This is a genomic window from Haloechinothrix aidingensis, from assembly GCF_013450155.1.
Taxonomy (GTDB): Bacteria; Actinomycetota; Actinomycetes; order Mycobacteriales; family Pseudonocardiaceae; genus Haloechinothrix; species Haloechinothrix aidingensis.
This window is the reverse complement of sequence record NZ_JACCKD010000006.1, coordinates 72,063-90,812: the sequence shown is the minus strand read 5'-3', so window position 1 is coordinate 90,812 and position 18,750 is coordinate 72,063. Positions and strand designations below refer to the sequence as shown.

Genomic DNA, 18,750 nt, shown 5'->3' with positions numbered 1-18,750 from the left:
CGGTAGGCGAGGCCGCAGGCAGGGGTACACCGGGTGCCCGTACTCCGGACCCCGGCTGTCTCGGGGTTCTACGGTGTACCGGCTCCGTTCACGCAGGTAGCCTGCTCACGGTGGAACAACCGCGCGTCATCGCCGTCGACTGGTCCGGCAGGAAGGGGCCCGAGCAGCGACGGGCGATCTGGCTGGCCGAGGCCGCGGGCGGGCGGCTCACCCGGCTCGAGAGCGGTCGGACGCGCGACCAGCTCGTCGACTTCCTGATCGCCGAAGCGCAGCGCGACCCCGGCCTGATCGTCGGTATCGACTTCGCGTTCTCGCTGCCGGCCTGGTACCTCCGGGAACGTGGCTACGATGCCCGGCGACTCTGGGCCGCGCTCGCCGGTGAGCGGTTGACACCGCGAATGCGGCAGGTGGGGCTGGCGGAGTGGGTCACCGACCCCGAGCCTCCCTTCTGGACGAAGGCCAAGTCCTCCGCGCTGGCACCGGAACAGGAGTTCCGCCGCACCGAGGACGAGTCGCGAGCGTCCGGAGCTCACCCCAAGTCCGTGTTCCAGCTCGTGGGAGCCGGCCAGGTGGGGTGCGGCTCGCTGTACGGGATGCAGGCATTGCACCGGCTCAGCGAAGCCGGCTTTCACGTCTGGCCCTTCGACCCGGCCGGCATGCCCGTCGTCGTCGAGATCTTCCCGCGCCTGCTGACCGGCCCCGTGTCCAAGAGCAGCCCGAGCGCACGACAGCGGTACCTCTCCGAGGTGCCGGTGCTGCCGGAGTTTCGCGAGCGCGCCGCAGAAAACGCGGACGCCTTCGACGCCGCCATATCGGCGCTGGCCATGGCGGACGCCGTGGACGAACCGGCCGCGCTGCCCGCTGAGCCCGAGTACACTCTGGAAGGCAAGATCTGGCGGCCTGGCACGAAGCGGTGACCATCGCGCCATGCGACCTCATGTGGTGCCTCGGCGAGCCCTCGCGTGACTGTCACAGCGCCCGCTCCCGGCCCTTCCAGTAGGGCTCGCGCAAGCTCCGCTTGAGGATCTTGCCGGTGGCGTTGCGGGGCAGCGCCTCGACGACGTCGACACTCCTGGGTCGCTTGTACCCGGCCAGGTTCGCCGCGGCGAAGGCGAGCAGCTTCTCGGTGTCGAGTTCGGCGCCCGGCCCCGGTGCCACGACGGCCTTCACGGACTCGCCCCAGGTATCGTCCGGCACACCGATGACGGCCACCTCCCCCACGTCCGGATACTCGGACAGGACCCGCTCGACCTCGGCGGGGTAGACGTTCTCACCTCCGGTGATGACCATGTCCTTCACCCGGTCCTCGACGTAGACGTAGCCGTCCTCGTCGCGCCTGCCCGCATCGCCCGTGCGCAGCCAACCATCCACAATGGTCGATCCGGTGGCCTCGGGGCGCCGCCAGTAGCCCGCCATGACCTGCTCGCCGCGCACGTGGAACTCGCCGACGTGACCGTCGGGAACCTCCATACCTGTGACAGGGTCGACGACTCTGAGCTCGACACCGTCGACGGGCTTCCCGGCCGACACGAGCCGCTCCGGATGCGCGCTGTCCCGGTGCTCGGCGGGCCCGAGGATGCAGAACACTCCCGAGGCCTCTGTCATCCCGTACACCTGGTAGAAGTCCACCGGGAAGACGTCGAGTGCGCTGCGCAGCAGCGACGTGGGCATGGGCGACCCACCGTAACCGAGGCAGCGCAGGCTCGAGTAGTCATAGTCGGCGACACCGGGCGTCTGCAGGAAGAACCCGAAGACCGCTGGAACGAAGAAGGCGTGCGTGACCGCCTCTTCCGCGAGCTGCGCCAGGACCCGGTCGGGCACGACCTCCCGCACGATGATGGTCGTGCAGCCCCGCATCATGCCCGCCAGTGCCCAACTGGTCCCGCCGACGTGGAACAGCGGCATCGCCACCATGTTCACCGAGTCGCGCTCGAACCCGAACCCCCTGGCCGCGGCCCTGCCGTGTGCCACGAGGGAACGATGGGTCAGCATCGCGCCCTTGGGATGGCCGGTCGTGCCCGAGGTATACAGCTGCAGGAAGCAGTCGTCGACGCTCGCCGAATGCGCGGGATCGACGGCGGCCGCGGCCGCGAGCAACGGCTCGTACTCGTCATGGGCACCACCAACGGTGATGACGCGCTCCACATCGGGCAGCTCCGGCAGCAGCTCATCCACGGTCTCGCGGAACTCGTGCCCGACGAACAGCACGCGCGCGGCCGAGTCCTTGATCACATGGACGAGCTCGGCGGGCGCGAGCCGGAAGTTCACGACCGCGTTCACCGTGCCGGCCGCCGAGCAGGCCAGCGTGGTCTCGAGACACGCGGCGTGGTTCTTGTCGACGAACGCGACGCGGTCGCCGGGACGCAGGCCGAGTGCTCGCTGTGCGTCGGCGTTCCGCAGCACTCTGTCGGCCAGCTGCTCCCAGGTCAGCGTCGTTTCCTCGAACCGGAGCGCCACTCCACCCGGATCCTGCTCGACCCAGGGGCGGAGGGCGTCGAGCATCAGCACGTCGCCTCGACTCAATCAGCTCACCTCTCCAGGAACCAGAGACTGACCGTACGTACGGTCAGCATACGAGAGTGTGAGGTGCCACACAAGACTCTGTCCGATGATCTCGTTGCTGCGATCCGTCCCCCGCCGCAGCAGCGCCACCTGTTGCGAGCTCACGACCGCTTCCGGGCATCTTCGGCGCGGCCGAGCAGCAGGGCGCGCTCGCGCTCGTTTCCGGTCAGCGACGCGGCTCGCTCGAACTCCGCGCGGGCCTCGGCGTGCCTGCCGAGCTTGACCAGGAGGTCCCCGCGCACGCTCGGCAGCAGGTGGTACGTCGCGAGCGCGGGCTCGCCTGCCAGCTGGTCGACGAGCGCGAGCCCCTCGGCAGGCCCCGAGGCCATCGACACCGCGACGGCCCTGTTCAGCTCCACAACCGGCGAGGGCGCTGCCCCACCCAGGTCGGCGTAGAGCGCGACGATACGGCCCCAGTCCGTCTCCTCCGGGGTGGGCGCCCTCGCGTGGCAGGCAGCGATCTCGGCCTGCAGCGCATAGGGCCCGGGCGAGTCCGTAAGCGCCCCGGCGCGCTCCAATGCCGCCAGGCCGCGCCGGATCAGCAACCGGTCCCAGCGGCCCCGGTCCTGCTCGAGAAGCAGGACGGGCTCGCCGGAAGACGCGGTGCGGGCGCGTGCCCGCGATGCCTGGATCTCCATGAGGGCAACGAGCCCGTGCGCCTCGGGCTCGGCCGGGGCGAGCTGCGCGACGATCCGGCCGAGCCGCAGGGCCTCCGCGCACATCTCGGGCCGCATCCAGTCGTCGCCCGCGGTCGCGGAGTAGCCCTCATTGAAGATCAGGTAGATGACCTCCAGCACCGACGACAGCCGGTCAGCGAGCTCGGCGCCCTCCGGAACCTCGAACGGCACGTTCTTCCTCGCGAGGGTCTTCTTCGCCCGCACGATGCGCTGCGCGACGGTAGGCTCGGGCACAAGGAAGGCACGCGCGATCTCCCCGGTCGTCAGCCCGCCGAGCAACCGGAGTGTGAGAGCGACCCGCGCCTCGGCCGACAGCACCGGGTGGCAAGCGGTGAACACCAGCCGCAGCAGGTCGTCACCAATGTCATCGAGCTCCGGCTCGGTCGCCACCTGCTGCGTCTCCAGCTCCCTGCCGAGCTCGGAGAGCTTACGCTCGAACCGCTCCTGCCTGCGGAACCGGTCGATCGCGCGGCGCTTCGCGACGGCCATGAGCCAGGCGCCCGGGCTGTCCGGCACGCCTGACTCCGGCCACTGTTCCAGCGCCGCCACGAGCGCCTCCTGGGCGAGCTCCTCCGCGACGCCGATGTCGTGCACCATCCGCGCGAGAGCTGCGATGAGCCGCGCGGACTCGATCCGCCACACCGCCTCGACCGCGCGCCGGGTGTCGGTTACCGTCACAACCGCCAATCAGAGCAGTCGCGCGCCGCGACGGCAAGGCGTCCTGACGCAGCCGAGGCTCGGCTCAACCACTACTGCTTGTGCTGCTCGGTGATCTGCTCGCGCAGCCGCTCCTCGGCCTCTCGCAGCTCCGGTGTGAAGTTCTCGCCGAAGTCCTCGGCCTCGTGCACCTTGCGCACCTCGACCTCACCCCCACGGAACGGCGCGCGGCGGGCCCATGCGATGGCCTCGTCCCTGGACTTCACATCGATGACCCAGTAGCCGGCGATCAACTCCTTGGTCTCGGTGAACGGGCCGTCTACCACGGTCGACTGTCCCTTGCCGGAGAACTGCACACGCGCGCCGCTCGAGCTGGCCTGCAGGCCGTTGCCGTCGAGCAGCACGCCGGACCTGACGAGCTCCTCGTTGTACGCGCCCATCTCGGCCAGCTGCTGCTCGCCGGGCAGCTCGCCCGCCTCCGACTCGGCGCTGGCCTTGACGATCATCATGAACTTCATCGTGATCTCCTTCATCTCGGTGGCCGCGGGCCCTCTCCCCGGCCGCTACATACGCGTCGAGCGGCGACCGGGTGGATCGACACCGCGGCCGAGATTCGTCGGACTTTTTTTCGGCGCACCGGGATCGTTCCCTGGTCGTCAAAGCCGCGGGTCGACGGCTTCGGACTCCAGGGCCAGGACAGCGAACACCGCTTCGTGCACCCGCCAGAGCGGCTCACGGTGCACGGCACGGGTGAGCGCCTCCAGCCCGAGGGCGTACTCGCGCAGCGCGAGCGAGCGCTTGTGGTTCAGCCGGCGCTTGCGGAGCCGCTCCAGATGGGCCGGTTCGGTGTAGTCCGGCCCGTACACCAGCCGCAGGTACTCGCGGCCACGCACCTTCAGCCCTGGCTGGACCAACCCTCGGTTGCCCCTGGTGAGATTCGCGTCGGGCTTGACGACCATGCCCTCGCCGCCGTCGCCGGTCAGTTCCTCCCACCACCGCGTCGCGGCCGCCACGGAGTCGGCGTCGCCGGTATCGGCCAGCATACGGCGCGTGGGCTGCACCAGTTCCGGGTCGGCGGCAAGCAGCCGGTCCGCGACCCCGAGATGCCAACCGTGATCGCGGTCCTCGAAGGTCGCGGTGTCGGTGGCGAGCAGCTGGAACGGCGCCAGCCGCACCCCGGCGAGCCCGTCGGTCGGCCAGCAGTAGCGCCGGTAGGCGCGCACGAAGGCGTCCGCGTTGCTGTCGCGTGCTCGCGTGCGGGCCAGCAAACCGTCGACATCGAGTCCACGCTCAGCAGCGCGTTCCAGGGCGTCTCGTGCCGCAGGCAGCGCCGAGCGGGCTGCCGCGCCCACCGTGGCGTACTGGCTGCGCACCAGCTCACCGGCCTTGGCCGACCAGGGCAGCAGTTCGCAGTCGAACAGCAGCCACTCCGCCCCGAGCTCCGCCCATACTCCGGCGTCTTCGAGCGCCGAACGCAACCTGCCCAGAATCTGCTCGGTGCGCTCGTGCTCGAAGAACGAGCGGCCGGTGCGGGTATGGACCGCCCCGGTTGTCCCGTCGGGGGCGCCGAAGTGGTGCCGGGCTGTCCGGCCGTCGCGGCACACCAGCACGACGGCCCTCGAGCCCATGTGCTTCTCCTGGCAGATGACGTGCCGGACACCGTCACGACGGTAGGCGTCGAACGCCTCTGCGGGATGTTCCAGCAGGTCCGTGCGCTCCGATGTGGCGCACGGTGCCATCGTCGGCGGGAGGTACAGCAGCCAGCGCGGGTGCAGCGCGAACCGGCTCATCACCTCAAGCGCGCCCGCGGCGCTTTCCTCCCGGATGCTCACCCGGCCGTGATGCGCCGTCTCGACGCCACGCTTGCCCAGCACATCGGTGAGGTCGAGGACGTCCGGCTCGCGACGGCGGACCTGGCCGTCCTCGCGATGCTCCTCGCCTGCCACCGGCTCCGCAGCAGCCGGCGGGAACGGCCTGGCGGGCTCGTACCAGACGCGTCGCGCCGGCACCGACACGATCTCCTTCTCCGGATAGCGCAGCGCCGTGAGCCTGCCGCCGAAGACGCAGCCGGTGTCCAGGCAGATCGTGTTGTTCACCCACTCCGGTTCGGGTGTGGGTGTGTGGCCGTAGGCCACGACAGCGCGGCCACGGTAGTCGTCGGCCCACGGGTAACGAACCGGCAGGCCGAACTGGTCGGTTTCACCGGTGGTGTCCCCGTACAGCGCGAAGCTACGCACGCGGCCCGAAGCACGACCGTGGTAGGCCTCCTTCAGGCCGGCGTGCGCGACCACCAGGTCGCCGCCGTCCAGCACCAGGTGCGACACCAGGCCGTCGCAGAACCGTTCCACTTCGTCGCGGAACGCCTCGCCCTCCGCGGCGAGCTGCCCGAGCGTTTCGGCCAGCCCGTGGGAGGTCGTCACCTTCCTGCCGCGCAACGCCCGGACCAGTTTGTCCTCATGGTTGCCCGGCACCGCCAGCGCATGACCGGCAGCGACCATGCCCATGACCAGCCGCAGCACGCCCGGGGAGTCGGGACCGCGGTCGATCAGATCGCCGACGAAGATCGCCGTGCGGCCGTCAGGATGGGCGGCGTCGACGGCGTGGCCGGCGCCGTCGCGGTCGATGGTGTAACCGAGTTGCTCCAGCAGCGTCTCCAGCTCGGCGCGGCAGCCGTGCACGTCCCCGAGCACGTCGAACGGCCCGGTCTCGTGCCGGTAGTCGTTGAACAGCCGCTCACGGGTAACCCGCGCGGCGTCGACCTCGCCGACCCCGCGCAGCACGTGCACCGTTCGGAAGCCCTCCTTGGCCAGGCCACGCATCGACCGGCGCAACTGGTCGTGCTGCCTGCGCACCACGGCGGGACCGAAGTCGCGGTCGGGGCGCCCGGCGTTGCGCTCGGCGCACACCGGCTCCGGGACATCGAGCACGATCGTCACGGGTAGCACGTCGTGCGCGCGCGCCAGGTCCACCAGCTGCTTGCGCGCCTCGCGCTGCACGTTGGTCGCGTCGACCACGGTCAACCTGCCCGCTTCCAGCCGCTTGCTCGCGATGAAGTGCAGCACCTCGAACGCCGCCGCGGTCGCGGACTGGTCCGTCTCGTCGTCGGCGACCAGGCCGCGGCAGGCATCACTCGAGATCACCTCGTACCGCCCGAAGTGCCGCGCGGCGAAGCCGGACTTGCCGGAGCCGGTCACCCCGATCAGCACGACCAGGGAAAGGGCGGGTACAGCCAGTTCGCGGGCCACCACGTCGTCGTCCGTCATGCCGCCACCTCCGCACGGTGGAAAACCGCCAGCTGCGTGGGCGGTCCCACCTCGGGATCGTCCTCGCCGACGGGCAGTAACCGCACCTGGTACCCGCTCCGCGTGGCCACCGCCTCGGCCCAGTCACGAAACTCCGCGCGAGACCACTCGAACCGGTGATCGGGATGCCGGAACCGGCCCGCTGCCAGCTCCGGGAACCGGTCGTTGTACTCCGCGTTCGGTGTCGTCACCACGACCGTCACCGGCCGGGCGAAGCCGAACACCGTGTCCTCCACCGCGGCCAGCCGGGGCGGGTCGATGTGTTCGATCACCTCCATAAGCACGCCGGCTTCGAACCCGGTGAGCCGCTGGTCGCGATAGGTCAGCGCGGACAGCAGCAACCGCACACGCGCACGCTGGCTGTCCGGCCGCCGGTCCAGGTTCAACCGGCGTTCGGCCAGCCGCAACGCACGACCGGACACGTCGGCTCCGACGATCTCGGTGAAGGACGGGTCGTCCAGGAGATCGCGGAGCAACCCGCCCTCACCACAGCCGAAATCCACCACACGCGAAGCCCCTGCCTCCCGCAGCGCCGCCACGACCTCCCGCCGCCGCAGCTGCGCAAGCGTCTCGCTCCGCGGCGCCTTCGCATCCTCGTCGAGGACCGCGTTGTCCAGGCTCTCCGGCTCGCTGCCGTCCACCTCGGCCAGGCGGCCCACCGCGCGGGAGACCAGGCTGCGCTGGTGGGCGAGGTACCGCTGAGTGATCAGCTCACGGGCCGGGTGCGTCGACAGCCACCCCTCGCCCGCCCGCATCAACTTGTCGACCTCGTCCTCGCTCACCCAGTAGTGCTTGCCATCATCGAGCACCGGCAGCAGGACGTACAGGTGATTCAGCGCGTCGGCGAGCCGCTGCTCCCCGCGCAAACGCAGGTCGATGTAGGCGGAATCGCCCCACTCCGGCACGTGCGGATCCAGCGGCACCACTCGCGCGTCGACCTGCCACCCCAGCGGGGCGAACAGCTGCCGCACCGCTTCCGCACCACCGCGGCTCGACACAGCCGGTAGATGGATCCGCAGCGACAGCCGCTGCGTGACCAGCTCCGGGCGCGCATCGCAGCGCCCGGCCATCGCCGTCGAGAACACCCGACGCAGCGCGACGGCCAGCATCGAGGAGGCCGCGTAAGGCCGGTCGTTGACGTACTGTGCCAGCGAGAACGCGTCTTTGCCGCCGAACCGCTTGCCCCGAACCAGCTCGACCGGATCGACCTCCAGCTGCAGGGCCACCGTGCACCGGTCGTGCTCGGCTTCCGGGTAGAACACGTGCGCGCGCCCCACGGCCACGTCGAAGCTCTGCGCCCGGTCGGGATGCTTGTGCAGCAAGAAGCCGAGATCCGTGGCAGGCGGCGCGGTCGAAGTGATGGTCACCAGCATCGCGTGCAGTCTGCACCACACGCCGTCCGATGTCTTGCGAATATCGGTGGTGCCGGGCGACAGCCGGGCGGCAGCCGGGCGACAGCCGGGCGACAGCCGGGCGGCAGCCGAGCGACACGGCCGGCACGACGCCACGAGGCCCACAGACCCGTCGTACCGGTGGCAACCCGTGAACCGGCGGTGCCGGGTCAGCCCTGCTGAGCCGCTCCTGCGCCGCTGCGGTACAGCACGGGGTAGGCGACCTGGATGCCCTCCCTGTCGAACCGCTCCTTGAGATGGGCGCGCACCGCGCGCCCGAGCGCCCACTGCGCGCCCGGCTGCGTCTTGGTGATGATCCGCATGGTCACCGCGCCGTTGCCGATACCGATCACGCCGCTGACATCGGGCTGCTCGAGGATCTGTGCCTGGTACTCGGGGTGGTTCGCGAACTCCCGCAAGCTGTCCTCGATCACCTGCTTCGCCTGCGCCAGGTCCACCGAGTAGTCGAGCGGAATCTCCACAACGGAGTTGGCCCAGTCCTGGTTCATGTTGCACACACGCAGGATCTCCCCGTTGCGTACGTGCCACAGCCCGCCGTCCAGGTCGCGGATCTTGGTGATGCGCAGGGTCATGGCCTCGACGGTGCCGACGGCCTCGCCGACGTCGATCACGTCACCGATCCCGAACTGGTCCTCGGTCATCATGAACAGCCCGGCCAGGAAGTCCTGCACGAGGCTCTGCGCGCCGAAACCGATCGCGAGACCGAGCACACCGGCGCTGGCCAGGATCGGCCCGATGTTCATCCCGAACTCACCAAGGATCATCACGAAGGCCGCACCGAAGATGACGAGCGTGGCTGCGCTGCCGAGCACGCCGCCGACGGTGTGCGCGTGCTGCGCACGCCGTTCCTCGCGCAGCTTCGCCTCGTCCGATGTCTCCCTGACCTGCCGGTTGACCTTGTTCTTCGTCTGGTTGAGACGTTGATGCGAACTGATGACGCGTTTGACCAGACGGGTGATCAACCGTTGTGCCACGAAACGCAGCACGATCGCCACCACGACGATGATGACGACGTTCACGAGCCCCGAGACGAACGTGCCGATATTGGACGTGAACCAGTCGGATACCGAGTCCGCCTGTGCCAGCGGTGCGACGGCGTCACCGGAAGCCGATGTCATGTGTGATTGCAACAAGTGAACCTGTCCTCCTGTCGCTGCCCGGTCACATTCGGCGCGTCCGGCAACGGTACTTCATCGGCGCTGCTGCGCCTGCGGTGGCACGCTGGGCGCGACGCCGACCGCCGCACGCGGCACGACCGCACTCGATCGCATCCGGGGGTCGTGGCGCCGCGACACGGTGACCGGGCTGCCCGCCTGCGGGGCCAGGGGGCGATCTGCGTCACTCCTCGTTGCTCTACCCGCTGGTAACGGTTCTGTTGGGGTGGGGCACGTTCTGCATGCCTCACCCCGGTGGCCGTCGGCAGCGTCAGGAGTAGCTTGGTGGGTGCGTCCATACGGATCGAGTCAGGTCCGAGGTTTACCCGGATACTCGGTCTGGGCGCCTACCGTCCGGAACGGCTGGTCGGCAACGACGAGGTAGCCGGGCCGATCTCGTCGAGCGATGAGTGGATCCGTACCCGCTCGGGTATCCGGACGCGCCGCTGGGCGGGCCGGGACGAGGGGCTGCTGGACATGGCCGAGGCGGCAGCCCGGGTCGCGCTACAACGCAGCGAGATAGCTGCCGAGGGGATCGACTGCGTCGTGGTCGCCACCATCTCGTACTTCAAGCAGACCCCCGCGGCGGCGAGCGAGCTCGCCCACCGCATCGGAGCGACGACCGCGGGCGCGTTCGACGTCTCCGCGGCATGCGCAGGGTTCTGCTACGCCCTGGCCATGGCGAACGACTTCGTCCGCGGCGGCAGCGCCCGGTCCGTACTCGTGGTCGGGGCCGAACGGATGATGGACATGATCGACCCCACCGACCGGGGCACGGCGTTCCTGTTCGCCGACGGGGCGGGCGCAGCGGTCGTCGGCGCGTCGGCACAGCCGGGTATCGGGCCGGTGGTGTGGGGCGGCGACGGCGCGCGCAGTGACGCGATCGCCCAGGAGCGCAGCTGGACCCGCTGGCGCGAGGAGCTCGCCGAGGACCCCGCCACGCCGTACCCGCCGATGCGGATGAACGGGCAGGCGGTGTTCCGCTGGGCGACGACCAGCGTCGCCGAGGTGGGCCGGCACGCCGTCAAGGCGGCCGGGCTGACGCTCGACGATCTGGACGCCTTCATCCCGCACCAGGCCAACAACCGGATCACGACCGCCATCGCCGGGTCGCTCGGGCTCGCCGACCGGGTCGTGGTCGCCCGCGACCTCGTCGACCAGGGCAACACCTCCGGCGCGTCCATCCCGCTGGCCATGGACACGCTGCTGAGCTCCGGCCAGTCGGCGTCCGGTGACACCGCGCTGCTCCTGGGATTCGGGGCAGGCCTCAGCTACGCGGGCCAGGTCGTCGCCCTGCCCTAGGGACGTCGCCCGGTGGCCGCGACCGGCCGCGCGTGGCCGGACTCGGCCGCTCCGGGCCGACTCGAGTGGACGGGTTTGACGCTCCGCCCGTCCGGGTAGCCACGTGAGTGAGGGAGCCGCCGGATCGCTCTCAGGCCTTCCGTGCCGGCGGTTCCTTCGCCGCAAGTTCGGGGTTATCGCCGGGCCGGGCGATTGCAGGGTTCGCGCCCGGCCCGGCCTCGAGCAACGACCCCGGTATCGTCCGGGCCCGCGCCGCGTCCCGGCGCGCGGGGATGCGGACCGTGTGGTCAGCGCACGGGATCGAGATCGACGCGCACGGTCAGCAGGTCCGTGCCCAGGGATCGCACGGCCACCGCGTTGAGCCGGGCGCTCAGCCGCTTACCCAGATACCGCTGGCGTTCGCGGGGATCGTCGTCGGGCAGCACGTGCGCGGTGCCGTGCCGCCACTGACCTCGGATCTTGACCCTGACCCGCGGTGTGGTCCCGATATTGCGCACGTACGCGGACCGGCGACCGTGCTCGGCGACGATCCAGAACGTCTCCCCGTCCGACCCGTCGCCCACCGGGGTGAACCGTGGCTGACCGGACCTGCGCCCGGTCGTCTCCAGCAGCGCGTACCCGGGCAGCGACCAGCCGCGCAACAACACGCTTCGCACGATCGGGTTCGCGATACGCTTCTGCACGAACGTCACCACCGCGTACTTGCTCATGCGGGCATTCTGCCCGACGCCGATCGGTTCCAGGGACCGGCAGTCGCCGACCGGTAGCCCGGACCGGGCATCAGGAATCGGCTGCGCGGCACACGACGTGCACGATAGGTTCGTGAATCGTTCACGTCGTGCGCACTGGGGAGACGGTTCGATGCGACCAGGTGAGGGCAAGGCTTGCGGCGCCCCTGGAGACGAGGAGCGCTCTGACTCGGTGGCGGTGAGCTGCGAGAACGTCGTCAAGCACTACGGTGAGGTCCGGGCCGTCGATGGCGTGTCCTTCGATGTCCACCGCGGCGAGATCTTCGGCATCATCGGCCCCAACGGCGCCGGGAAGACCACGCTCCTGGAGTGCGTCGAGGGGTTGCGCACCCACGACAGCGGCAGCATCGAGGTACTCGGCCTGGACCCGCAGCGCCGGACCCGCCTGGTGCGTGAGCGCACCGGCGTCCAGCTGCAGACCTCCGCGCTACCGCAGCGCATCAAGGTCGGCGAGGCACTGGACCTGTTCGCGGCCTGCTACGAGCGACCGGCCGACTGGCGCGACCTCCTCACCCGGCTCGGTCTCGGGAACAAGACCGGCTCCTACGTCGAGAAGCTCTCCGGCGGCCAGCGCCAGCGCGTGTTCATCGCATTCGCGCTCGTCAACGATCCCGGCCTCGTCTTCCTCGACGAGCTCACCACCGGCCTCGACCCCCAGGCGCGCCTGGCGATTTGGGACGTGATCCGGGATATCCGCGACGGCGGCACGACCGTCGTGCTCACCACGCACTTCATGGAGGAAGCCGAACGCCTCTGCGACCGCGTCGCGATCGTCGACCACGGCAGGATCGTCGCCCTCGGCACCGTTCCCGAACTCATCGCCTCGACCGGAGCGGAAAGCACCATGAGCTTCGTCGTCGACGGCTCGCCACCACTCGACCGCCTCCACGCCCTGCCGGGAGTCAGCTACGCCGAACACGTCGAGGGGCGTGTGATCGTGCACGGCACCAGCGCCCGGTTCGCACAAGATGTGATGGGCGTGCTGGCCGGTATCGACGCGAGAGTGCACGATCTGCGCTCCCAGCAACCCAGCCTCGAGGACGTCTTCCTCGCACTCACAGGCCGCCGGATGCGGGAAGGAGCGCCGGCATGACCATCGCCACCAAGCTCGTCGGCGTCCAGACGAAGAGGACCCTGCGCGAGCCTGCCGCGGCGTTCTTCGTGATCGCCTTCGCTCCCCTTTTCGCTCTCCTCATGGGCCTCATCTTCGGCAACGACCCCGTTCCGGAGTTCGGCGACCGCGGCTACATCGACGCCAACCTGGCCAGCATCACCGCGATCGTTGTCGCGATCTCGGGACTCGTCGTGGTACCCACCGACATCGTCACCCAGCGCGAGACCGGCGCCCTGCGCCGCTTCCGTGCCACCCCGCTACGCCCGCTGGCCTACATCGCTGCCGACGTCGCGGTCCGATTCGCACTGTCCATGCTCGGCATCGCCGTGATGTTCGCGGTGGGAATCCTCGGTTTCGGCGCGCACGCGCATGGCAACCTCGCCGGTGTGCTGCTGGCCTCGGCACTCGGGGTGCTCACCTTCCTCGCTGTCGGCTACGCCCTCGCGGCGGTCCTTCCCTCCCAGGGAGTCGCGCAGGGTGTAGGCAACGTGCTGGTCTTCCCACTGATCATCCTGTCGGGTGCAGCCGTCCCGCTGGCGGTGCTACCCGACGGGATACGGCAGGGAGCGCAGCTCTCGCCCCTGACACAGCTCGTGGAGCTTCTCCAGGGCCTCTGGCTGGGGCAAGCGTGGTCCGAGAACCTGGTACCCGTACTCGTGCTGCTTGGCGTTCTCGGCATCGCCACCGCCATCGCGGCGACGTTCTTCCGCTGGGAGTGACGCCCGCGAGCGCGGTGGCCGGACCACGAACGCCGGTTGGCACACGCCTTACTCCCGGAGCGATGTCCCGCTCGTGGCCCTGAAGCACGGCCGTCACTCACCGATGTCACTCGTACGGAGCAGCCGTCGCGTGTAACAACGTACTGCCGCGAACCGACCACGCAAATGCGACGGACCGGCACACACCACGCGACCACACCTGAGGTTACCGACCGCGGGGAGTCGAACCCGTCCCACGCCCCGCTACCGAGGAGCGATATGACGATGCAGGAGACAGGAGACAGTGCCGTGGCCTGGTACAAGCGGCGACGTACACTCGTGGTTTTCGTGGTCGTGGCCTTCTTCGCCGGTGTCCTCGCAGGAGGGGCGACCACCACGGACGGTACGGCCGGCTCCGGTACCGAGCTCGAGATCGCAGAGCTGACTGGTGAGTGGGACGAGGTCGCGCAGGCGCTTGGCGTGGATACGTCCGCCACGCCGGAAGAACTCGCCGCGCGGATCGAGGACCTGAATGAGGACCTGTCCCGTCGCGAGGATCGGCTCGCGCAACGCGCGGACGAGCTCGCCGAGCGCGAGAGCGAGCTCGACACGCGTGCGGAGGAGCTGGCCGAACGGGAGAGTGAACTCGACGCACGCGAGGAGGAACTCGCCGAGCAACAGGACACCGGCCCGCCTCCCGAGGACGAGCCGGACAGCTCCGGCGGTTGCCGGTCGGACCAGGTCGACATCAACACCGCGAGCCACCAGGCGCTACAACGGATCCACGAGATCGGTCCGGAACGCGCCGAGCAGGTGGTGAACCTGCGACCGTTCAGCTCGGTCGATGATCTCACCAGGGTGAGCGGTATCGCCGAAGGCCGGCTCGGTGGGATCAAGAACCAGGGGCTCGCGTGCGTCGACTGACCCCGGCAGGCTCACCACGAGGACGAGCGACGGGGGTACCGGCGGGTTGACAGGCGGGTTGACAGCGTCGCCGGGCACACGAACTCCCTGCACCTCATCGGCCCGATCGGCGGTCACCCGTCCCGTACGGCGGTGCCCAGGATGTGGAAGGAGTGCGGTGTCCGGGCTCCGGGAAACAGGAACCGCTCGATCCGGTCGATTCGAAAACCCGCGCTCTCGATCACTCCCTCGGTGTCGCGTCCACAGTGGCAGCCACCGAAGACGCGCGGTCCCACAGTGCCGTCGATCAGTCGCTGCACCCGCCGCATCCCGGGTGTGTCGGCACCGACGTGCTCGAGGAAGCGCAGCTGCGCGCCGGTCCCGAGCACCCGGTGGATCTCGCCCAGCGCGGCGACCTGATCCGGAACCGAGCACAGCACGACCGACACCACGGCGGCGTCGAAGCTCCCGTCGGCCGCGGGTAACTCCTCCGCGAGCCCGTCGACGACCCGGACCGGAACCGCAGCGAGCCGCGCGGCGCCTGTGGCGGCCTCCCGCAGGTGCGGTTCCGGCTCCACAGCGAGCACCCGCGTGACGCTCGGCGGGTAGTGCGCGAAGTTGAGCCCGTTTCCCGCGCCCACCTCGACGATCTCGCCGGAGAGCCCGGTCAGTAACGACCGGCGATGCTCCGTCATGCCGCCCCGTTCCATTGCACGGCTGACACGGGTGTAGAACCTGGCGAATATCGGGTGATTGACTCGCCTCGTCGACATATCTCCCTCCACTGTGTTCACCAGGTCACCGGGCTCACCAGGTCACCGGCAGCTCGACGAGCCCGCCGGTCAGCTGCTCGCCCCGGATCCGCAGCTCGCCGACCGGCACGGCCAGGCGTACGGCCGGGAACCGCGCGAGCAGGTGCGAGACCGCAGCCCGCAGCTCGATACGGGCCAACGGCGCGCCGATGCAGTACCGTGCACCCTGCCCGAAGCTGAGGTGGCCGCCGGCCCGGCGCGTGATGTCGAAACGCTCGGGCTCGGCGAAGGCTGCCGCGTCGTGGTTGGCCGCACAGGTGTCCAGCATCACGAGCTCTCCGGTACGGATCGTCACGCCACCCATCTCGATATCGGCGTGGGCATACCGGGGGATGCCACCGTTGCCCTTGCCCGGTGCGCGCAGGATCTCCTCCACCGCGTTGCCGACCACGCCGGGATCGTCCACAAGCGCCCGCTGCTGGTCGGGGTTGGTCACCAGCAGCAGCACGCCGAGACCGAGCTGTACGGCTGTCGTCTCGTGCCCGGCGAACAGCAGCGACATGGACAGCATGGCCGCCTCCTCGTCGCCGATCCCGTCCCGCACGCACAGATGGGAGATGACGTCGTCGCCTGGCTCGCGGCGCTTGCGGTCGACCAGTCGCCGACCGTACTCGAACAGCTCGCCGAGGGCCTGCTCGGACCGGGCGTGGTCACGCACGTCGGCGGCCTCCCGCGTCCACATGCGAAACCGTGCACGGTCCTCGTACGGCACGCCGAGCAGCTCACAGATCACCAGGACCGGCAGCGGGTACGCCAGCTCCGCGACCAGATCGACCGGCGGGCCCTGTCGCGCCACGTGATCCAGCAGCTCGGTTGCCAGCGCCTCCACCCGAGGACGGAACTCCCGCATACGCCGTGGCGAGAAGAACGGTTGCAGCAACGAGCGCATGCGGGCGTGGTCGGCCTGTTCGGTCTCGTAACGCCCCAGTGGCCCTCCGAAGATCGCCGACGCCGCGGACCGCGCCGCGTTGTCGGGGTCGGGATGCGACCGGCCGAGGCGAGCGTCGTCGAGCAGCAGGCGCACCTGCTCGTAGCCGGTCACGAGCCAGGCCTCGTCGCCTACTCGCGTGCGGATCCGGTGCACGGGACCCGTGGACTGGAGCCGGCGCAGCTGGGGCGGCACCTCGAGGGGCGAGGCCTGTTCGAACGGCAGCTGACTGAGCACGGCGACACCTTATTTACTCGAAGATGTTTATCATAACGTAAACAACGTTACATGTATACTCGTGAATTAACAAGTGGAGGTGCGATGGACGCGACAGAACAGGCCGAGGGCCGAGCGGCGCGCGGCACAGCAGGGCAGGCGCGGCGTATGCCCCGGGCCGAACGCCGTGCACAGATCCTGGACGCCGCCACGCGAGCGTTCGCCCGCGGCGGGTTCGCCGCTACCGGGCTCGACGACGTCGCGGCCGAGGCAGCGATCAGCAGGGTCATCCTCTACCGGCACTTCGCGTCGAAGTCCGAGCTGTACAGGGAGGTGCTCGATCGCGCGCGCACACACCTGATCGAACAGGTGGGCGCGGACAACTTCACCGAGTACAGCATTCCCGCGTTCGTGAAAGCGGCCGCGGCCGACCCGGCCGGGTTCCGGCTACTCTTCCGCCACGCTGTGCGGGAGCCGGAGTTCCGTGACCTCACCGACTCCCTTGCCGCTTACTCGACCGAGGTCGCCCACCGCCACCTCACCGCGCTGATCCCCGACGAGGACTGGGCACAGTGGGCGGCCCGGCTGGTGCCGACCGTTGCCATCGAGGCCGTCATCGCCTGGCTGGACGCCGGCCGGCCGGAGCCCGACCGTGCGGCCGAGCGCATCGCCGACGCCGTCCACGGCGTCATCGATGCGGCCCAACCCCGCTGACGGGCAGGCAACTGCGGCCGGACCGGACATCGGGCCGGCGTGAGCCGCTGCTGTCGTGCCGTGGGTCCGATCGGGCCCGCCCTCCCGGCCTCTTGCGCCCCCGTCATCCACCTCATTACTGTCCGGTAATCCACGTGAAGCAACCGCCACGCTGACACGGACGTTGGCGTACTCGGCGGGGGGCATGCGTCATCGTCCCCGGCAGGAAAGGAGATCGCATGGCTCCCAGATCGATCGGGCACCGGCGTACGCTGCACGGACTGCTGGCTCTGGCGCTGGTCACAGTCCTCGTACCGGGCCTGGCGACTGCGTCGGCAGCAGCGTCGACCGACGAGTACGCGGCACTCGGCGACTCGGCAGCCTCCGGCAACGGCACCCGCAACCCGGACCTCGACCTGGAGTGCTACCGCAGCAGCGACGCCTACGGGCCACTGATCGAGGAGGAACGCACCGACACGTCACTGGTGTTCCCGGCATGCCAGGGAGCCGAGACTCCCGACATCGTCAAGGACCAGTCGAAACACCTGTCCGAGGACACCGATTACGTCACGGTCAGCATCGGCGGCAACGACATCGGCTTCGCCGACATCATCCTGAACTGCGCCAACCACTGGGACGAGGAGCAGTGTCTCGAGACGGTCGACGACGCCAACCGCAAGATCGAGGAAGAGCTACCCGACAAGCTGGACGCGGCCTACGCCGCGATCACCGACAACGCGCCGGACGCCACTGTGATGTCGGTCGGCTACCCGCGGTTCTTCAGCGACGACGTGTCCTGCGCCGACGCCGACGGCATCAGTCCTGCCGAGGGTGAGGCCCTCAACGGCCTCGCCGACAACCTCGACGCCAAGATCGCCGAACGCAGCGACGCCGCGGGCATCACCTACATCGGCGTGATCGAGCAGTTCACCGGTCATGACGTGTGCGCCGACGATCCTTACGTCAACGGCAAGGTCGAACCCAACGTCGCCGATATGTACCACCCGAGCCCCGCAGGCTACCGGGACGGCTACAAGCCGCTCATCAGGGATGTCATGGGGTGACAGCCGGTCCTCCCGAGGCGTCACCGCACGGGTGTGACCGGGTTGCCGGCATCCGCCGCCAGCCCGGTCACACCCGTGACACGTACCGTGTCGTTACTGGAAGGCGCCCGCGCCCACGCTGCCGGGTTCACCGGTGACCTCGATGGTCACCGTCGACCCGGCCGGGATCGACCCGGCGCCCTCGTCGGTGCACAGCTCGCCGTTCGCGCACTCCGTGGCGAACACCGTCTCACCGAGGGCGTCGACGGCCTCGATAGTGAACGGACCGGCGCCACTGTAAGAGTGGTCGAGCAACGGCGTGTAGGTGCACGACGGCTCCGGGCCGATGTCGTTCTCCCCGCAGAAGTGGCCGAAGAAGCTCACACCCACGCCTTCCGGGTCCTGCGCCTGTGCCGGTGCCGCCAGCAGCACTCCTCCCATCGCCAGCGCGGCCGCGGCACCCGCTGCTCCGATTCGCCCGTATCGCATCCGCATAACCGACTACCTGCCCTTTCGCTCGTCCCGTCC

17 protein-coding genes are annotated in these 18,750 nt (G+C 69.6%); 7 read left to right on the top strand and 10 right to left on the bottom strand.

Annotated elements, in window-relative coordinates; translation table 11 throughout:
• Nucleotides 1-110: 110 nt before the first annotated feature.
• On the top strand, nucleotides 111-917 hold the full coding sequence (locus H0B56_RS16450; protein WP_180893976.1) for a hypothetical protein: 807 nt from the start codon (nucleotides 111-113) through the stop codon (nucleotides 915-917).
• A 52-nt stretch (nucleotides 918-969) separates the two neighbouring features.
• On the opposite strand, the gene H0B56_RS16445 is transcribed toward H0B56_RS16450, so the two are convergent.
• From H0B56_RS16445 to H0B56_RS16420, 6 genes are all read right to left on the bottom strand, one after another.
• Entirely contained in the window at nucleotides 970-2,523 is a 1,554-nt protein-coding gene (locus H0B56_RS16445; protein ID WP_246361253.1) for a long-chain-fatty-acid--CoA ligase, read from the bottom strand.
• 140 nt (nucleotides 2,524-2,663) lie between these two features.
• The gene (locus H0B56_RS16440; protein ID WP_180893975.1) at nucleotides 2,664-3,926 is read right to left on the bottom strand and encodes an RNA polymerase sigma factor; all 1,263 of its coding nucleotides are present in this window, start codon (nucleotides 3,924-3,926) and stop codon (nucleotides 2,664-2,666) included.
• A gap of 62 nt (nucleotides 3,927-3,988) precedes the next feature.
• Entirely contained in the window at nucleotides 3,989-4,414 is a 426-nt protein-coding gene (locus H0B56_RS16435; protein WP_180893974.1) for a YciI family protein, read from the bottom strand.
• Between the two features lie 138 nt (nucleotides 4,415-4,552).
• Nucleotides 4,553-7,159, bottom strand: a complete 2,607-nt coding sequence (locus tag H0B56_RS16430) for a polynucleotide kinase-phosphatase (RefSeq protein WP_180893973.1) — start codon at nucleotides 7,157-7,159, stop codon at nucleotides 4,553-4,555.
• Nucleotides 7,156-8,571, bottom strand: coding sequence for a 3' terminal RNA ribose 2'-O-methyltransferase Hen1 (locus H0B56_RS16425; RefSeq protein WP_180893972.1), 1,416 nt, complete (start codon nucleotides 8,569-8,571; stop codon nucleotides 7,156-7,158). Before H0B56_RS16425 ends, H0B56_RS16430 begins: the two co-directional genes overlap by 4 nt.
• Before the next feature lie 188 nt (nucleotides 8,572-8,759).
• Nucleotides 8,760-9,728, bottom strand: coding sequence for a mechanosensitive ion channel family protein (locus H0B56_RS16420; protein WP_180893971.1), 969 nt, complete (start codon nucleotides 9,726-9,728; stop codon nucleotides 8,760-8,762).
• 321 nt (nucleotides 9,729-10,049) lie between these two features.
• On the opposite strand from H0B56_RS16420, the gene H0B56_RS16415 reads away from it, so the two are divergent.
• Nucleotides 10,050-11,066, top strand: coding sequence for a beta-ketoacyl-ACP synthase 3 (locus tag H0B56_RS16415; protein ID WP_180893970.1), 1,017 nt, complete (start codon nucleotides 10,050-10,052; stop codon nucleotides 11,064-11,066).
• Between the two features lie 287 nt (nucleotides 11,067-11,353).
• Here the strand turns inward: H0B56_RS16415 and H0B56_RS16410 are convergent, their stop codons facing one another.
• A complete protein-coding gene (locus H0B56_RS16410) occupies nucleotides 11,354-11,776 on the bottom strand; it encodes a nitroreductase/quinone reductase family protein (RefSeq protein ID WP_180893969.1) in 423 nt (140 codons plus the stop codon).
• A gap of 151 nt (nucleotides 11,777-11,927) precedes the next feature.
• Between H0B56_RS16410 and H0B56_RS16405 the strand changes: the two genes are divergently transcribed.
• From H0B56_RS16405 to H0B56_RS16395, 3 genes are all read left to right on the top strand, one after another.
• Entirely contained in the window at nucleotides 11,928-12,908 is a 981-nt protein-coding gene (locus tag H0B56_RS16405) for an ABC transporter ATP-binding protein (RefSeq protein ID WP_180893968.1), read from the top strand.
• On the top strand, nucleotides 12,905-13,648 hold the full coding sequence (locus H0B56_RS16400; RefSeq protein ID WP_180893967.1) for an ABC transporter permease: 744 nt from the start codon (nucleotides 12,905-12,907) through the stop codon (nucleotides 13,646-13,648). Before H0B56_RS16405 ends, H0B56_RS16400 begins: the two co-directional genes overlap by 4 nt.
• Nucleotides 13,649-13,906: 258 nt before the next feature.
• Nucleotides 13,907-14,551, top strand: a complete 645-nt coding sequence (locus tag H0B56_RS16395) for a helix-hairpin-helix domain-containing protein (RefSeq protein WP_180893966.1) — start codon at nucleotides 13,907-13,909, stop codon at nucleotides 14,549-14,551.
• A gap of 113 nt (nucleotides 14,552-14,664) precedes the next feature.
• On the opposite strand, the gene H0B56_RS16390 is transcribed toward H0B56_RS16395, so the two are convergent.
• Together H0B56_RS16390 and H0B56_RS16385 are read right to left on the bottom strand one after the other, a co-directional pair.
• Complete coding sequence (locus tag H0B56_RS16390; RefSeq protein ID WP_246361252.1) at nucleotides 14,665-15,225, bottom strand: class I SAM-dependent methyltransferase; 561 nt, start codon at nucleotides 15,223-15,225, stop codon at nucleotides 14,665-14,667.
• Between the two features lie 112 nt (nucleotides 15,226-15,337).
• Complete coding sequence (locus H0B56_RS16385) at nucleotides 15,338-16,507, bottom strand: cytochrome P450 (RefSeq protein ID WP_343063923.1); 1,170 nt, start codon at nucleotides 16,505-16,507, stop codon at nucleotides 15,338-15,340.
• 84 nt (nucleotides 16,508-16,591) lie between these two features.
• Between H0B56_RS16385 and H0B56_RS16380 the strand changes: the two genes are divergently transcribed.
• Both H0B56_RS16380 and H0B56_RS16375 read left to right on the top strand, forming a co-directional pair.
• Nucleotides 16,592-17,200 (top strand): TetR/AcrR family transcriptional regulator, encoded by a 609-nt coding sequence (locus tag H0B56_RS16380; RefSeq protein WP_180893964.1) that lies wholly within the window; start codon nucleotides 16,592-16,594, stop codon nucleotides 17,198-17,200.
• 218 nt (nucleotides 17,201-17,418) lie between these two features.
• The gene (locus H0B56_RS16375; protein ID WP_180893963.1) at nucleotides 17,419-18,243 is read left to right on the top strand and encodes an SGNH/GDSL hydrolase family protein; all 825 of its coding nucleotides are present in this window, start codon (nucleotides 17,419-17,421) and stop codon (nucleotides 18,241-18,243) included.
• Nucleotides 18,244-18,336: 93 nt separating this feature from the next.
• Here H0B56_RS16375 and H0B56_RS16370 read toward each other — a convergent pair whose 3' ends face one another.
• Complete coding sequence (locus H0B56_RS16370; RefSeq protein WP_180893962.1) at nucleotides 18,337-18,717, bottom strand: hypothetical protein; 381 nt, start codon at nucleotides 18,715-18,717, stop codon at nucleotides 18,337-18,339.
• Nucleotides 18,718-18,750 lie beyond the last annotated feature (33 nt).

Excerpts from the sequence above, each read along its gene's own strand:
- H0B56_RS16435 (WP_180893974.1), bottom strand. The coding sequence starts at position 4,414 with ATGAAGTTCATGATGATCGTCAAGGCCAGCGCCGAGTCGGAGGCGGGC.
- H0B56_RS16430 (WP_180893973.1), bottom strand. The coding sequence starts at position 7,159 with ATGACGGACGACGACGTGGTGGCCCGCGAACTGGCTGTACCCGCCCTT.
- H0B56_RS16425 (WP_180893972.1), bottom strand. The coding sequence starts at position 8,571 with ATGCTGGTGACCATCACTTCGACCGCGCCGCCTGCCACGGATCTCGGC.
- H0B56_RS16420 (WP_180893971.1), bottom strand. The coding sequence starts at position 9,728 with ATGACATCGGCTTCCGGTGACGCCGTCGCACCGCTGGCACAGGCGGAC.
- H0B56_RS16410 (WP_180893969.1), bottom strand. The coding sequence starts at position 11,776 with ATGAGCAAGTACGCGGTGGTGACGTTCGTGCAGAAGCGTATCGCGAAC.
- H0B56_RS16405 (WP_180893968.1), top strand. The coding sequence starts at position 11,928 with ATGCGACCAGGTGAGGGCAAGGCTTGCGGCGCCCCTGGAGACGAGGAG.
- H0B56_RS16400 (WP_180893967.1), top strand. The coding sequence starts at position 12,905 with ATGACCATCGCCACCAAGCTCGTCGGCGTCCAGACGAAGAGGACCCTG.
- H0B56_RS16395 (WP_180893966.1), top strand. The coding sequence starts at position 13,907 with ATGACGATGCAGGAGACAGGAGACAGTGCCGTGGCCTGGTACAAGCGG.
- H0B56_RS16390 (WP_246361252.1), bottom strand. The coding sequence starts at position 15,225 with ATGACGGAGCATCGCCGGTCGTTACTGACCGGGCTCTCCGGCGAGATC.
- H0B56_RS16380 (WP_180893964.1), top strand. The coding sequence starts at position 16,592 with ATGGACGCGACAGAACAGGCCGAGGGCCGAGCGGCGCGCGGCACAGCA.
- H0B56_RS16375 (WP_180893963.1), top strand. The coding sequence starts at position 17,419 with ATGGCTCCCAGATCGATCGGGCACCGGCGTACGCTGCACGGACTGCTG.
- H0B56_RS16370 (WP_180893962.1), bottom strand. The coding sequence starts at position 18,717 with ATGCGGATGCGATACGGGCGAATCGGAGCAGCGGGTGCCGCGGCCGCG.